At 63.9% G+C, this 13,901-nt stretch carries 14 protein-coding genes; 13 read left to right on the top strand and 1 reads right to left on the bottom strand.

Annotated elements, in window-relative coordinates:
• The first annotated feature begins 51 nt into the window (after positions 1-51).
• The 12 genes from KOM00_RS02350 to holA all read left to right on the top strand — a co-directional run bounded on the left by KOM00_RS02350 (position 52) and on the right by holA (position 12,463).
• Entirely contained in the window at positions 52-858 is an 807-nt protein-coding gene (locus KOM00_RS02350; RefSeq protein ID WP_216497230.1) for a chemotaxis protein CheW, read from the top strand.
• A gap of 22 nt (positions 859-880) precedes the next feature.
• Positions 881-1,279 carry a response regulator transcription factor gene (locus KOM00_RS02345; RefSeq protein WP_216497229.1) on the top strand — a complete coding sequence of 133 codons (399 nt, stop codon included), beginning with the start codon at positions 881-883 and terminating at the stop codon, positions 1,277-1,279.
• Positions 1,279-1,788, top strand: coding sequence for a chemotaxis protein CheW (locus KOM00_RS02340; RefSeq protein WP_216497228.1), 510 nt, complete (start codon positions 1,279-1,281; stop codon positions 1,786-1,788). Before KOM00_RS02345 ends, KOM00_RS02340 begins: the two co-directional genes overlap by 1 nt.
• Positions 1,782-2,921 (top strand): response regulator, encoded by a 1,140-nt coding sequence (locus KOM00_RS02335; protein WP_216497227.1) that lies wholly within the window; start codon positions 1,782-1,784, stop codon positions 2,919-2,921. The genes KOM00_RS02340 and KOM00_RS02335 overlap by 7 nt, the downstream gene beginning before the upstream one ends.
• A gap of 9 nt (positions 2,922-2,930) precedes the next feature.
• Positions 2,931-4,940, top strand: coding sequence for a HEAT repeat domain-containing protein (locus KOM00_RS02330; protein WP_328757977.1), 2,010 nt, complete (start codon positions 2,931-2,933; stop codon positions 4,938-4,940).
• Positions 4,940-5,809 carry a CheR family methyltransferase gene (locus KOM00_RS02325; protein ID WP_216497225.1) on the top strand — a complete coding sequence of 290 codons (870 nt, stop codon included), beginning with the start codon at positions 4,940-4,942 and terminating at the stop codon, positions 5,807-5,809. Before KOM00_RS02330 ends, KOM00_RS02325 begins: the two co-directional genes overlap by 1 nt.
• Entirely contained in the window at positions 5,806-6,873 is a 1,068-nt protein-coding gene (locus KOM00_RS02320) for a protein-glutamate methylesterase/protein-glutamine glutaminase (RefSeq protein WP_216497224.1), read from the top strand. Before KOM00_RS02325 ends, KOM00_RS02320 begins: the two co-directional genes overlap by 4 nt.
• Before the next feature lie 27 nt (positions 6,874-6,900).
• Positions 6,901-7,719 (top strand): GAF domain-containing protein, encoded by an 819-nt coding sequence (locus KOM00_RS02315; RefSeq protein ID WP_216497223.1) that lies wholly within the window; start codon positions 6,901-6,903, stop codon positions 7,717-7,719.
• Positions 7,720-7,748: 29 nt separating this feature from the next.
• Positions 7,749-8,126, top strand: a complete 378-nt coding sequence (locus tag KOM00_RS02310) for a response regulator (protein ID WP_216497222.1) — start codon at positions 7,749-7,751, stop codon at positions 8,124-8,126.
• Positions 8,127-8,376: 250 nt separating this feature from the next.
• On the top strand, positions 8,377-10,851 hold the full coding sequence (gene leuS, locus KOM00_RS02305; protein WP_216497221.1) for a leucine--tRNA ligase: 2,475 nt from the start codon (positions 8,377-8,379) through the stop codon (positions 10,849-10,851).
• 18 nt (positions 10,852-10,869) lie between these two features.
• Positions 10,870-11,391 (top strand): LPS assembly lipoprotein LptE, encoded by a 522-nt coding sequence (gene lptE, locus KOM00_RS02300; protein WP_216497220.1) that lies wholly within the window; start codon positions 10,870-10,872, stop codon positions 11,389-11,391.
• Between the two features lie 82 nt (positions 11,392-11,473).
• Positions 11,474-12,463 (top strand): DNA polymerase III subunit delta, encoded by a 990-nt coding sequence (gene holA / locus KOM00_RS02295; RefSeq protein WP_216497219.1) that lies wholly within the window; start codon positions 11,474-11,476, stop codon positions 12,461-12,463.
• 176 nt (positions 12,464-12,639) lie between these two features.
• Here the strand turns inward: holA and rpsT are convergent, their stop codons facing one another.
• Complete coding sequence (rpsT, locus tag KOM00_RS02290) at positions 12,640-12,903, bottom strand: 30S ribosomal protein S20 (RefSeq protein ID WP_135868260.1); 264 nt, start codon at positions 12,901-12,903, stop codon at positions 12,640-12,642.
• Positions 12,904-13,197: 294 nt separating this feature from the next.
• On the opposite strand from rpsT, the gene KOM00_RS02285 reads away from it, so the two are divergent.
• A complete protein-coding gene (locus KOM00_RS02285) occupies positions 13,198-13,827 on the top strand; it encodes a class I SAM-dependent methyltransferase (RefSeq protein ID WP_216497218.1) in 630 nt (209 codons plus the stop codon).
• The last annotated feature ends 74 nt before the right edge of the window (positions 13,828-13,901 follow it).

Here is a 13,901-nt window from a genome sequence, read left to right as displayed (position 1 = left end):
CGAGAACAACATAGAACGAACATAGAACGTAGAACCGGTCTTGAGGTTTCGATGAATCTTGCAGAGATCAGAAAGAAGGCTTCCCGCGGAGAGGCGCAGGGCGGAACGGCGCGCGAAGCGGCGCCCGAGCGAGGGCAGGCGCCCGAGTCGGAACCCTGGCCGGCGTCGGCTGAGACGGAGGCGGTGCTTCCGCCTGTCGAGGAGTTCTCCGCTGCCGAACCCGTCGTGCCCGAGCCCGTCGTGCCCGAACCCGTGGATCCCGATCCGGTGCCGCGCGCCTCGACTCCGGCCTGGCAGGCCGAGCAGTTCGCCACCCCGTACGAGTACCAGGATGATTTCGACGAGTTCGACCCGGTCGCCGTCATCCTGAGGGGGCGCGAGTCCGCCTCCTTCGAGACCGAGACCCTGCAGCAGGAGGTCGCGGAAGCGGCCAGCGTCGAGCTCCTCTGCTTCCGGGTGGCGAGCGAGGAGTACGCCATCAGCATCATGGACATCAAGGAGATCATCAAGCCGCGCGAGGTGACCGAGGTCCCCAGGGTCCCGTCCTTTGTGCGCGGCATCCTGTCGCTGCGCGGCAACATCATCCCCATCTTCGACATGAAGACCAGGCTGGGGCTCTCCGACGGGGCCGTTTCGGAGCGCGAGCGCATCGTGGTGGTGAAACGCCAGGGTGGGTACGCCGGCGTGCTGGTCGACGAGGTGGTGCAGGTGGTCCGGATCGCCGAGGGGGGGATCGAGCCTCCGCCGGTGGTGCTGGAGGGGATCGATCGCGAGTTCGTGCAGGGAATCGGGCGGGTCGGCGGCAGGATGCTGATCCTGCTCGACATGGAAAAGGTTTTGGACGTAGGGCTCTTGTAGAGGGTGCAGGGGGGGGACGAGCATGGAGAAGAACAGGATCCTCGTGGTCGAGGATGAAGAGAGCCTGCTGAAGCTGGAGAGCATCCTCTTCACCTCAAAGGGATACCAGGTCACCGGGGTGCGCGGCGGCAACGACGCGCTGGAGGCGATCGCCAAGGACGCACCGGACCTCGTGGTCCTCGACCTCATGCTGCCGGACATGGACGGCTTCGAGGTCTGCCGCAGCATCAAGGAAAACCCCGCAACCAGTGCCATCCCGGTGGTGATGCTGACGGCGAAGAAGAGCAGCCGCGACCTCGAGCACGGCAGGCAGGTCGGCGCCGACGCCTACATCACCAAGCCCTTCAAGTCGGTGAAGGTGCTCGAGGTGATCGAAGGGCTCCTGGGGAACGAGGGTGCAGCAAAGGGGGACGCTGTCTGATGACGGAGGAGCTGCAGGAAATTCAGGTCGCCTGCCTGCGCATGGATGACGGGCTCTACGCCGTCGACATCATGCGCATCAGGGAGATCATCAGGGTGCCGAAGCTCGCCCCGCTGCCGCGGGCGCTCCCCTTCGTCGAGGGGGTGATCAACCTGCGCGGTTCCGTGATACCGGTGGTGGATCTGAGGAAGCGTTTCGGGCTTCCCGCCGCCGAGAACACGGAGAGCGCGCGCCTTCTGATCCTCTCCATCTCGGGGCAGCCGCTGGCCCTGATGGTCGACGAGGTCACCGAGATGATCACCATACCGCTCAGGGAGCTCAAGGCGCCGCCGCGCGGCGTGCGGATCGTGGGGGGGGAGTACATGGTGGGGCTCTGCCTGGTGCGTGACGTCCCGGTGATGCTGCTCAACATCGACGCCCTGCTCACCTTCCAGGAGAAGGCCCAGTTGGGCTACCTTACCCCCCAGGGGGAGACCACTTCCACGACGAAAAAGAGCCCAGCATGCTGATAGTCTGTCCTAACTGCAAGAAACGATTCAACGTTGCCGTCGACAGCTCCGACGAGCCGAAGAAACTGCGCTGCTCGAGCTGCAAGGCCGTGTTCCGGCTGGTGCGCAAGAGCGACCGCCAGGCTGCGCCCAAGGCGAAGGTGAAGGTCGTGGTCGCCAACGAGAGCGCCGCCTTCTGCAAGGCGGTGGAGAAGGTACTCTCGGCCGAACCGTTCGAGCTCTTTCTCTGCACCGACGGGAAGGAAGCTCTGGAAACCGTGCAGCGGGTGACCCCCGATGTGCTGCTATTGGACGTGGCGCTGCCGACCATGTTCGGGTTCGAGGTCTGCGAGCGGGTGCGCCAGGATCCGGCCCTTGCCAGGGTGAAGATAGTGCTGATCGCCTCGATCTACGACAAGACCCGCTACAAGCGGTCGCCGAACTCGCTGTACGGGGCCGACGACTACATAGAGAAGCACCACATCCCGGACTCCCTGGTCTCGATGATCTACCGCCTCACCTCCGGCGACATGCCCCCCGTGGTGCGCCCGACCGAAAGCGAACTGGCTGCCCAGGAGGAGAGCCGCAGCGAGATCAGGCAGATGGAAGTCGAGGAGACCTCGATGCCCGAGGCCGCAGCAGCTGCAGCGCCGGCACCCGAGCCCCCTGCGCCGGCTGCAGCGGCGGTCCCGGTTGCTGCGCAAACAAAGGCCCCGGCGCCGGTCATGGCGGCACCGGAGGCTCCCGTGGTCGAGGCCGCCGAGGCCGCCGCCGTCGCGCCCCCCGAGGCACCGGTCGTCGCCGCACCCGCGCCCCCCGCGATCGAGGAAGCCGCGACGGCTCCCGGCGCTCCGGCAGCTCCCGCCGAGCCCGCCGAGCCCGCCGCTGCGGCCCCGGCGCAGCTCCCCGAGGAGCAGGTGAAAGCGAGGCGTTTGGCCAGGATCATCGTTTCCGACATCGTCCTCTACAACCAGGCGAAGGTGGAACAGGGTGTGCGGGAGGGGAGCTTCTACGAACTCCTGGCCGACGACATACGCGAAGGGGAGTATCTGTACCAGCAGAGGGTGTCCCAGCAGGTGCGTGACACCACCTCCTTCCTGAAAGATGCCTTCGACGAGCTTATCGCTAAAAAACGCGCTGAACTGAGTATTTAGGAGAGTACCCTGTCCAACGATCTGCTGGAAATCTCTGAGAGACTGGCCGCTGCCGACGAGGAGCAACGGCGCTTTGCGGTCATGTCCCTGCGCCGCCGCCCCTTCCCCGAGGTGATGGAGCTGCTGTTCCGTGCCATGGGGGATGACAGCTGGCGGGTGCGCAAGGAGGCGGTCGGCGTGGTGCTGCAGGCGCAGCCGCTGCAGGCGGGCGAGATCGAGGCCCTGATCGCGCTGCTGCGTTCCGCCGACAACGCGGGGCTGCGCAACTCCGCGGTCGAGTCGCTGGAGCGGATCGGCGAGCCCGCGGTGGAGCATCTCTGCGCGCACCTGGGCGATCCCGATCACGACCTGCGCAAGTTCATCATCGACATCCTGGGCAACATCCGCTGCGCCGCCTGTCTCCCCCTGCTGGTACAGGCGCTGGATGACGAGGACATGAACGTCCGCGTCGCCGCGGCCGAGAACCTCGGCAAGATCGGCGACGGGCGCGCGCTGCCGCACCTTTTGAAGGTGCTGGACGGAGGCGAGGTCTGGCTGAAGTTCACCGTGCTGGACGCACTCGCCTCCATAGGGGCTCCGGTGCCGCTTGCCAAGCTGGAACCGCTCCTGCAGGAAGGGCTCCTGCGCCGCGCCACCTACGACTGCCTGGGTGTCCTCGGGGACAGGAAATGCTTCCCCTTGCTCCTTGAGGGGCTGCACGACAAGGCAAAGAACGCCCGCGAGGCAGCGACCATAGCGCTGATGCGCTTGCGGGGGCGCTTGACCCCGCAGGAACAGGAAGAGCTGGTGGACCGCCCGCTCAGGGAGCTTTCCGGGAGCGCTACCGCGAAGAAGCTGATCGACTCGCTGCACGGCGAGGAGCCGGTGATGATCTCGGCGCTGGCGCAGGTTTGCGGCATCATGGGAGACGAGCGCGCCGCGCTTCCCCTGGTGCGCGTGGCACGCGCTGAGCGCCTGAGAGGGATCTGCCTGGAGGCGCTGCGCCGCATCGGCGACCCGGTGCTGCCGCTGCTTCTCGAGCACTTCCCCTTCGCCATCGCCGCGGAGCGCGCCGTCATCGTGCACCTCATCGCGGAGACCGGGCGCCCGGGCAACGACGATCTCCTCTTCGCCGCGCTCGATGACGACGGGGCGGAGGTAAGGCGCTGTGCGGCAGTCGCCCTGGGGCGGCTGGCGCCGAAAGGGGCCGCGGCGCGGGTGGCCCGCCTGCTTGACGACGAAGACGCCCAGGTGCGCGAAGGTGTCCTCGACGGGCTGCAGCATCTTGCCGCCAAGGATCCCGACGGCGTGGGCGCGATCTGCTCCAACCTTCTGCGGAGCCGAGACGCGCGCAAGAGGCGGGATGCCGCCATCGTCCTGGGCGCGCTGGGCGACGGCGAGAGGCTTGCCCTTTTGGTCAAGGACGAGGACGCCTCGGTGCGACGTGCCGCGGTCGCCTCCCTGGCGCGCGTGGAACTGCCGCAGGCCCTGGGCGCCCTGTCCCTCTCGCTCTCCGACGAGGAACCGGAGGTGCGCGCCGCGGCGGCACAGGCGCTTGCCGAAAGGGGAGGGGACGAGGTGCTGGCGCCGCTTTGCGTGGCCCTAACCGATGCCGATCCCTGGGTGCAGACCGCTGCCCTCAAGGGGCTCACCTCTTTGGGGAACCCCGAGGCCCTGCCGGGCGTGACCGCGCTCCTTGGGCAGGCGCAGGGGCCGGTGCTGATCGCCGCCCTCTCCACGCTGGCCGCGCTCGGGGGGAAAGAGGCGCTCGGGCCGGTGCGCAACGCGCTTTACCACAGCGACGAGGAGGTGGTGGAGGCCGCCATCGGGATTCTCGCGACTTACAGCGCTGACTGGATCGACGAGCACGGTCAGGCGCTCCTGGCGCACCCGCACTGGATGGTGCGGCGCTCCTTCGTGCGGGCCCTGGCCCAGCTGCAGGGGGCGGACTCGGTGGCGGTATTGGACCAGGCGTTGGCCCGGGAGTCGGACCCGCTGGTCAAGGGCGAGATCGTAGAACTGCTCGACAGGCTGCGCTAATGCCATACTTCGAACCCGAATTGCAACTGACGGAAGAGGAATTCCGCCTGATCAGGGACCTGATCTACAACCACTGCGGCCTCTTTTTCGACGACGACAGCAAGTACCTGCTGGACCGTCGGCTCGGGCAGCGGGTGACCCATCACAACCTGTCGGGCTTTCGCGAGTACTACCAGTTCCTGAAGTACGACAGGAGGAGGGACGAGGAGATCGCCGACATCATGGATCTCCTCACCACCAACGAGACCTACTTCTTCCGCGAGGCTTTCCAGCTGCGGGCCTTCACCGACGAGATCGTGCCCGAGCTGATGAAGCTGAAGCAGCGCGAGCGCACCCTGCGCATCTGGAGCGCGGGGTGTTCCACCGGCGAGGAACCCTATACCATCGCCATGCTCCTCTTGGAGATGGGGTGCTTCCACGGCTGGCGGATCGAGATAGTCGGCTCCGACATAAGCCACCGCGTGGTGCAGCACGCCCGCAAGGGGATCTACACCAAGGCCTCCTTCCGTGCCACCGATGAGCGTTACCTGAAGCGCTTCTTCACCGAGACCGACGAGGGGTATCGCATCTGCGACGAGGTGCGGGAGCTGGTCACCATCAGCCAGATGAACCTGTTCGACGCAAACCGTCTGGCCCTTTTGGGGAAGATGGACGTCATCTTCTGCCGCAACGTGATCATCTACTTCGACCAGACTTCCAAGAAGCGGGTCATCGAGTCGTTCTACAACACCTTGCGCGGCGGCGGCTACCTCCTTTTGGGACACTCGGAGTCGCTTATGAACCTTTCGACCGCCTTTGCGCTGAAACACCTGAAAAACGACATGGTCTACCAGAAAACAGATACGACCGGCGGCGGAGTGCCCAAGTGAAAAAGATACGGGTAGTAGTCGTAGACGATTCGGCCTATAATCGGCGCGCCATCACCAGGATGCTGGAGGAACTTCCGGGGGTCCAGGTGATCGGGTACGCCACCAACGGCGAGGAGGGGATCCGGAGGGTGATCGATCTCACCCCGGACCTGGTTACGCTCGATCTCGAGATGCCGCGCATGGACGGCTTCACCATGTTGCGCATCCTGATGGCGAGTACGCCGGTCCCGGTGATCGTGATCAGCTCGACCTCCGGCGACGAGAAGGTGTTCAAGGCGCTGGAGCTTGGGGCCGTCGACTTCATCGCCAAGCCGACCAGCGTCATCTCTGACGAGCTTTTGAAGATCCAGCAGGACCTGCACCAGAAGGTCCAGGCGGTGTTCAAGCTGAACATGGCGCGGGTGCAAAAAAGGGCCGAACCCGCTCCCCCTGCGGCCGAGATCGCCCTTCCCGCGGCTCCCGTCGGTGTGACGAGCTCCATAGACATAGTCGCCATCGGCTCCTCGACAGGCGGCCCGCCGGCCCTGCAGCGCATCTTCTCCTCATTCCGGGAAGCGCCTCCCTTCGCCATGGTGATTTCCCAGCACATGCCCGCCGGGTTCACCACCGCCTTTGCCGAGAGGCTGAACCGCAGCACCGGGTTCGAGGTGCGCGAGGCAAAGGACGGCGACGAGGTGCTGCCGGGGCGGGCCCTCATCGCACCGGGCGGGAAGAACCTCGTCTTTGCCAGGATGGGCGACAAGGTGGTTGCACGCATCGTCCCCCCGGGTCCCAAGGACCGCTACGTCCCGTCGGTGGACGTGATGTTCCGCTCCTGCGCCGAACTCTACCAAAGCCGCATGCTTGCCGTCGTCCTGACCGGGATGGGCAACGACGGGGCCGCAGGGGTGCGCGAGGCGAAGAAGGCGGGTGCCCAGGTGGTGGCCGAGTCCGAGGAATCCGCCGTGGTGTTCGGCATGCCGCGCGAGGCGATTGCCACGGGGGTGGTGGACAGGGTGGTGCCCATGGACGGCATGGTGCGTGAGATAGTGCTTCGTTGCGGTCTCTTGCCGCGATTCGGTTGATCAACTAGACGTAAATTCGGGGTGCGCATGCAAAAGGACGATGAACGACTGGTTCATAGCAGGGGTGAGGAGTTCCTGCAGGTTTTCAAGAAGGGGGCGGAGTTCACCCAGGAGCTTTTGAGGGAGAACGAGCGTCTCAGGTTCCGCTTGCTGGAACTGGAGAAATCCCAGATGACGGGCGAGGTGGCGCCGGCTGCGGAGCTTAAGAAGCTCAGCGAGCGGATCGCCGACCTGGAGCAGGAGAAGCAGGAGATCCTGGACCGGATCAAGCACGTCGAGGAAGAAAACCAGGATTTCGCGGCACGCTACCTGGAGATCGAGGATGAGAACAACAACCTCGCCAATCTCTACATCGCGAGCTACCAGCTCCACTCCACGCTCGACTTCAAGGAAGTGCTCCAGATCATAACGGAGATCATCATCAACCTGATCGGTGCCGAGGAGTTCGCCATCATGCTGCTCGACGAGAAGAGCGACGAGCTGCAGGCGGTCTCGACCGAAGGGATCGACCGCAGCGAGATCCCCTCCTTCCGTCTCGGCAAGGGGATCATCGGGAACGTGGCCCAGTCCGGCGAGAATCACTTCGCCAGCGACTTCGACAGCTACCAGCGTGACTTCAGCGCCCCGATGGTGTGCATCCCGCTCAAGATCAAGGATCACGTAATCGGCGTGCTGGCGATCTACAAGCTGTTGATGCAGAAAAAGGAATTCGCCGCCGTCGACTACGAGCTTTTCACCCTGCTGGCCGGTCATGCCGCCACCGCCATCTTCAGCTCGCGGCTCTACAGCGATTCGGAGCGTAAGCTGTCGACCATCCAGGGGTTCATTGATCTATTGACGAAATAGCCAGCTGTGCAATGGGGGATACAGTTCAGATGTCAGATTACAACGTATTGATAGTCGAAGATTCACCCACCATGAGGCAGCTCATCGCCTTTGCGCTGAAGCGGATCAGGGGGGTGCGCATAGTCGAGGCCAACGACGGCGTCGACGGCTTGAAAAAGCTTTCTTCCGAGCGTTTCGACCTGATCCTGACCGACATCAACATGCCGATCATGGACGGCTTGAAGTTGGTGAGCCTGGTGCGAAACGACGCCAACTACAAGGCGATACCCATCGTGGTCATCACCACCGAGGGCGCGCAGGAAGACAGGGAGCGTGCCTTGGCGCTGGGAGCCAACGACTACATCACCAAGCCGATCCAGCCGACCAAGATTCTGGACGTAGCCAAGAACCTGCTCCGGATCGTCTAACCGGCTCCGCCGGCGTACCGGTCCGCGCCTGCTCCAAGGCGGCCGCGAAGGACCCGTGCACCGTTTCCGCACCTCCCGCTGGAGGGGGCAGGGGCAGCCTTCGTCCGTCGTGGTCCCCCTGGGGGTACTGCGTTGCATCAGGTCCACCAGGTTCGTCCTGCGGCCATCTCAAAACAACTACCCGCAACCATCGAGTTGCGACATCATAAATATTGCGCGTCCCGTTCGGGGCGCTGGAAGGCGGGGTTTAATGGAAGAAAAATACCTTCCCTCAGCAGTCGAGGGCAAATGGCAGCAGTTCTGGGCTACACACAACAGCTTCGAGGCAACCGTAGACGCCGGCCGCAAGAAGTACTACCTCCTGGAGATGTTCCCGTATCCCTCCGGCAAGATCCACATGGGGCACGTCAGGAACTACTCCATCGGCGACGTCATCGCCCGCTTCAAGAGGATGCAGGGGTACAACGTGCTGCACCCGATGGGTTGGGACGCCTTCGGCATGCCGGCTGAGAACGCCGCCATCCAGAACAAGAGCCATCCCGCCAAGTGGACCTATGAGAACATCGCCTACATGCGCGGCCAGCTGAAGCGCCTGGGCCTTTCCTACGACTGGGACCGCGAGCTCGCCACCTGCGACCTCGACTACTACAAGTGGGAGCAGAAGATCTTCCTGGAGATGTACAAGAAGGGGCTCGCCTACAAGAAGTCCTCCGCCGTCAACTGGTGCCCCAAGTGCGAGACCGTGCTCGCCAACGAGCAGGTCGAGGACGGCTGCTGCTGGCGCTGCGACTCCCTGGTGGAGGCGAAGGAGCTGGAGCAGTGGTCCTTCCGCATCACCAACTATGCCCAGGAACTGCTGGATGACACCTACAAGCTGACGGGCTGGCCCGAGCGCGTGCTCACCATGCAGCGCAACTGGATCGGGCGCTCGGTAGGGTGCGAAATCGACTTCGCGCTGGAGAACGGTCTCAGCAAGATCAGGGTCTTCACCACCAGGCAGGACACCCTGTTCGGCGCCACCTTCATGTCGCTGGCCGCAGAGCACCCGATGGCGCTGGACCTCGCCACCGCCGAGCAGCGCGCCGCCGTGGAAGCCTTCATCGACAAGGTGAAGAAGACCGACCGCATCAAGCGCTCCGCCGAGGACCAGGAGAAGGAGGGGGTCTTCACCGGCTCCTACTGCATCAACCCGGTCACCAATGCGAAGATGCCTATTTACCTCGCCAACTTCGTCCTCATGGACTACGGCACCGGCGCCGTCATGGCCGTCCCCACCCACGACCAGCGCGACTTCGAGTTCGCCCAGAAATACAACCTGCCGCTCAAGGTGGTGATCCAGCCCGAAGGCGAGACCCTCGATCCTGCCGCCATGACCGAGGCCTACACCGCCGAGGGGATCATGGCCAACTCCGGCCGCTTCGACGGCATGGGCAACGCCGACGCCAAGGAGGCCATCGCCGACTTCCTGGAGAAGGAGGGGATCGGCAAGAAGACCGTCAACTTCCGCCTGCGCGACTGGGGCATCTCCCGCCAGCGCTACTGGGGCAACCCGATCCCGGTGATCAACTGCGACCTCTGCGGGGTGGTTCCCGTTCCGGAAGCGGACCTCCCGGTGGTGCTCCCGATGGACGCCGAGTTCACCGGCGAGGGGGGCAACCCGCTGGCGCGCGTGGACAGCTTCACCACCTGCACCTGCCCGCAGTGCGGCGAGGCCGCCCGCCGCGAGACCGACACCATGGACACCTTCGTGCAGTCCTCCTGGTACTTCCTGCGCTACTGCTCGCCCAAGTTCACGGCGGGGCCGCTGGATCGCGAGCAGGTCGAGCACTGGATGCCGGTGGACCAGTACATCGGCGGCATCGAGCACGCCGTACTGCACCTGCTCTACGCCCGCTTCTTCACCAAGGTGCTCAGGGACCTCGGCTACTGCAACGTGGACGAACCGTTCTCCAACCTGCTCACCCAGGGGATGGTGATCAAGGACGGCGCCAAGATGTCCAAGTCCAAGGGGAACGTGGTCGACCCCAACGCCCTCATCGAGCGCTACGGCGCGGACACGGCAAGGCTCTTCTCCCTGTTCGCCGCACCGCCGGAGAAGGATCTCGACTGGAGCGACCAGGGGGTCGACGGGAGCTACCGCTTCCTGAACCGCGTCTGGCGTCTCGTGTACGACGTGCTCCCCGCGATCAAGGGCGCCGGTGCCGTCGAGGCGGACAAGCTCACGGCGGAAGGGAAAAAACTGCGTCGCGCGGTGCACAAGACCATCAAGAAGGTCTCCGAGGATGTCGAGGAACGCTTCCACTTCAACACCGCGATCGCGGCGGTCATGGAACTGGTCAACGCCATCCAGGGCTTTGCCGGCAAGGACGCCCCGGAGAACGTCGCCGTGGTGCGCGAGGCGGTGGAGTCGGTGGTGCGCCTGCTGGCCCCCTTCGTGCCGCACTTCGCGGAGGAACTCTGGTCCGAGCTCGGCAACCAGGTCGGCCTCGAGCAGGCCGGCTGGCCCGGCTATGACGCCGACGCCGTGGTCGACGAGGAGATCACCGTCGTGATCCAGGTGAACGGCAAGCTGAGAAGCAAGCTCACCGTGGCCCCTGACGCCAAGGAGGAAGATGTCCGCGCCGCCGCCCTTGCCGACGACAAGATCCTCCCGTACCTGGAGGGGAAGAGCGTCAAGAAGGTCGTCTACGTCCCCGGCAAGCTGGTCAGCATCGTCGTCGCGTAGCCAGTGAGGAAGCGTCCCATGACAGCCACCAGGCTCTTCACAAGGCTCGGTCTCATCCTCCTGCTCGCTGCGCTCTTTTGCGGCTGCAGCTACAGCCCGGTAATCCAGCACGGCCCGCTGGCCGGCGCCAACGGCGTCAACGTGGTTCTTTTCGCCAACAAGAGCTACCGCGCCGGCGTGGAGGCGGTCCTTGCGCGGGAGATGGTCGACGAGTTCGCCTTCCGCACCGGCGGCAAGGTTCTCCCCGCGGACCGGGCGGAGCTGGAGCTCTCAGGCGTCGTCCTCTCCTACAACTCGGTGCCGGTTTCCTATACCGCGGCCGACGTGATCAGGGAGTACAACGCGATCCTTGCGGTCCAGGCCATCCTGCGCGACCAGAAGTCGCACAAGGTGCTCTGGAAGGGGGATGTCACCGAGCAGCAGGTCTACCCGGTGAACGCCAACATCGCCCTGCAGCAGGACGCCGAGGAAGCCGCCATCGAGAAAATCAGCCGGCGCATTTCCGAGCGGATCTGGCAGAAGCTCGGCGAGCGCTTCTAGCGCCCTCGACAACAATTGCAAACATTGACGCCGCCCATTCAGCATCTGGCTGGTGGGCGGTTTTTTTGACGTGAGGTCGGTTATGAAACCGGAAGAGTTCAACAAGGCGGTGGAAAAGGGAGAACTGGCGTCGCTGTACCTTCTGTACGGGGACGAGCCGTACCTCGTGGAGCGCGCGGTCAAGAAGCTGCTGGATCGGGCCGTCGACCCCGGTTTTCGCGACTTCAACCTGGACGTTTTCTACGGCAACGAGTGCAAGGGGGAGGAGGTTTTCGGCGCCGCCCAGACCCTTCCCATGTTCGCCGAGCGCCGGGTCGTGCTGGTGAAGAAGGGAGGCGACCTGTCCGCCCACGCCATGGAGGTGCTGCTCCCTTACCTTCAGGACCCGTCCCCCGGCACCTGCCTGATCCTGCAGGCCGAGAAGGTGGACGGGCGCAAGAAGTTCTACGCCGACTTCAAAAAGCGCGGCGAGGCCGTCGAGTTCAAGCGCCCCTACGAGAACCAGCTCGGGCCCTATGTGCGCGACGAAGTCCGCGCCGCCGGCAAGAAGATCGAGCCCGCCGCGGCCGAGCTGCTCGCCTACCTGGTGGGAAACAACCTGCAGGAGCTCGTTTCCCAGATCGAGAAGCTTTGCATCTACTGCGGCAGGAAGGAGACGGTAGCGGTTGCCGATGTCAAGGCGATCGTTTCCGACACCAAGGTCGAGAGCGTCTTCGAGTTCACCGATGCCCTGGGCAGCAAGGAGCTTCCCCGCGCCTTGAAGATGCTCACCGCGCTGCTGCAGGACGGCGAGGCGCCCCTGCGCATCCTGGGTGCGGTGGCGCGGCACTACCGCCAGCTCTGGCAGGTGCGCGAGCTGCTGGACCGCAAGGTGCCCCAGTCCGAGCTCGCCAGGGCGTCCGGGATCAACCCGTACTTTCTGAACAAGGTGACGGCGCAGGCGCGGAACTACACGGTGGCGGAGCTGAAGCGGATTTTCGAGCGGATGTTGGAACTGGACCTGGCCTTCAAGTCCGGCGGGCTGGAAGAGCCCCTCTTCGAGCGGTTCGTGATGGATGCCTGCAGGCGGTAGCGGGGAAAGCGGAACCCCGGACGATTTTTCGGGACCGTGGCGAGGCTCGCTGCAGTGGGCGTGACATCCCCCTCCCCCGGAGGGGAGGGGAGCGGATAGCGAAGGTGTCGGTGCAAACTAGAAAAGGGAATCCCCGGTGGGAATTCCCTTTTTGCTTTCATGTATCCGCTACCGGACTAGGCCAGGGTGTTGACCAGTTTGGTGAGGCGGGAAACGTTCCTGGAAGCGTTGGAGGAGTGGATGATCCCCTTGGTTGCGGCACCGTCGATGACCGGGATCGCAGCAGCCAGAGCGGCCTTTGCAGCATCCTGATCCTTGGTGGCAACCGCTTCGCGGACGCGCTTTATGAAAGTACGCAGAGTGGAACGCTCGTGCTTGTTGCGCTCGGTCCTCTTTGCGGTCTGCTTGATCCTCTTAATTGCCGATTTATGATTTGCCAAACTGCACCTCCGGGTATTTTAAAATGTAGCTTTAGGTTTTTTGGAAAGAGGAATTATATAACACCCAGGCGGCGCAGAGTCAAGCATAAAACCGCCCGTAGCCGAAAAATACTTCCCGCCACGCGAACATTGGACCTTACCATTATTTTCCCGACAAATCCAGAAAAAACTGCCGATAACCTTGCCCCCCACCCGGCCGCCTTGTCCATCGCATCGCCGGCTTGACATTCGACTTCTTGAATATTATGCTGCCTTACCACCAGGGGCGTCCCCCTTCACACCCGGAGGATAAATATGCAAACGAAGAACAGGCGTGATTTTGATGCCGTAGCCGAGCAATGGGACCAGGAACCGCGCCGTCTGAAGCTGGCGCAGGATGTCGTGGCAGCGCTTCGGAAGGTACTTCCTCTGACCCGGGCCATGGAGGTCCTGGACTACGGTTGTGGCAGCGGTCTGGTTACCCTCGGGCTGCACCCTTTCATTGGCCGCATCACAGGTGCCGACAGCTCCCGGGGGATGCTCGACGTTCTCGACAAGAAGATCCAGGCGCAAGGTCTCGACAACGTCTCCACCATGTTGCTCGATCTCGAGAAACATGGTCTGGAAGGGAGCTTTGACCTCATCGTGAGCAGCATGACCCTGCACCACGTCCAGGACGTCCCCTCCCTGATCGCTTCGTTGTCCATGGCCTTGAAGCCCGGCGGCTGGTTGGCGCTTGCCGACCTGGCTACCGAGGACGGCCGCTTCCACGACGACCCCACCGGGGTCCTGCACCACGGCTTTTCCGGCGAGTTTCTCTCCGGTGAATTCGCCCGAAACGCCCTGGTCGACGTGAGCGTGGTCACCGCAGCCGCCGTCGATAAAAAAGGTGCGGACGGCGCCATCCGCAGCTATCCCGTCCTGCTCTGCTGCGGTCACAAGTAACCGGGCACACCGCTTTCTGAAGCGCCTCAAAAAGAAAGCCCCCCTCGTTCGAGGGGGGCTTTTGTGCGTGCAAT

This window comes from Geomonas diazotrophica (genome assembly GCF_018919385.1).
Classification (GTDB): Bacteria; Desulfobacterota; Desulfuromonadia; order Geobacterales; family Geobacteraceae; genus Geomonas; species Geomonas diazotrophica.
The sequence above is the reverse complement of the archived record's forward strand: the minus strand, read 5'-3'. Positions and strand labels throughout refer to the sequence as shown.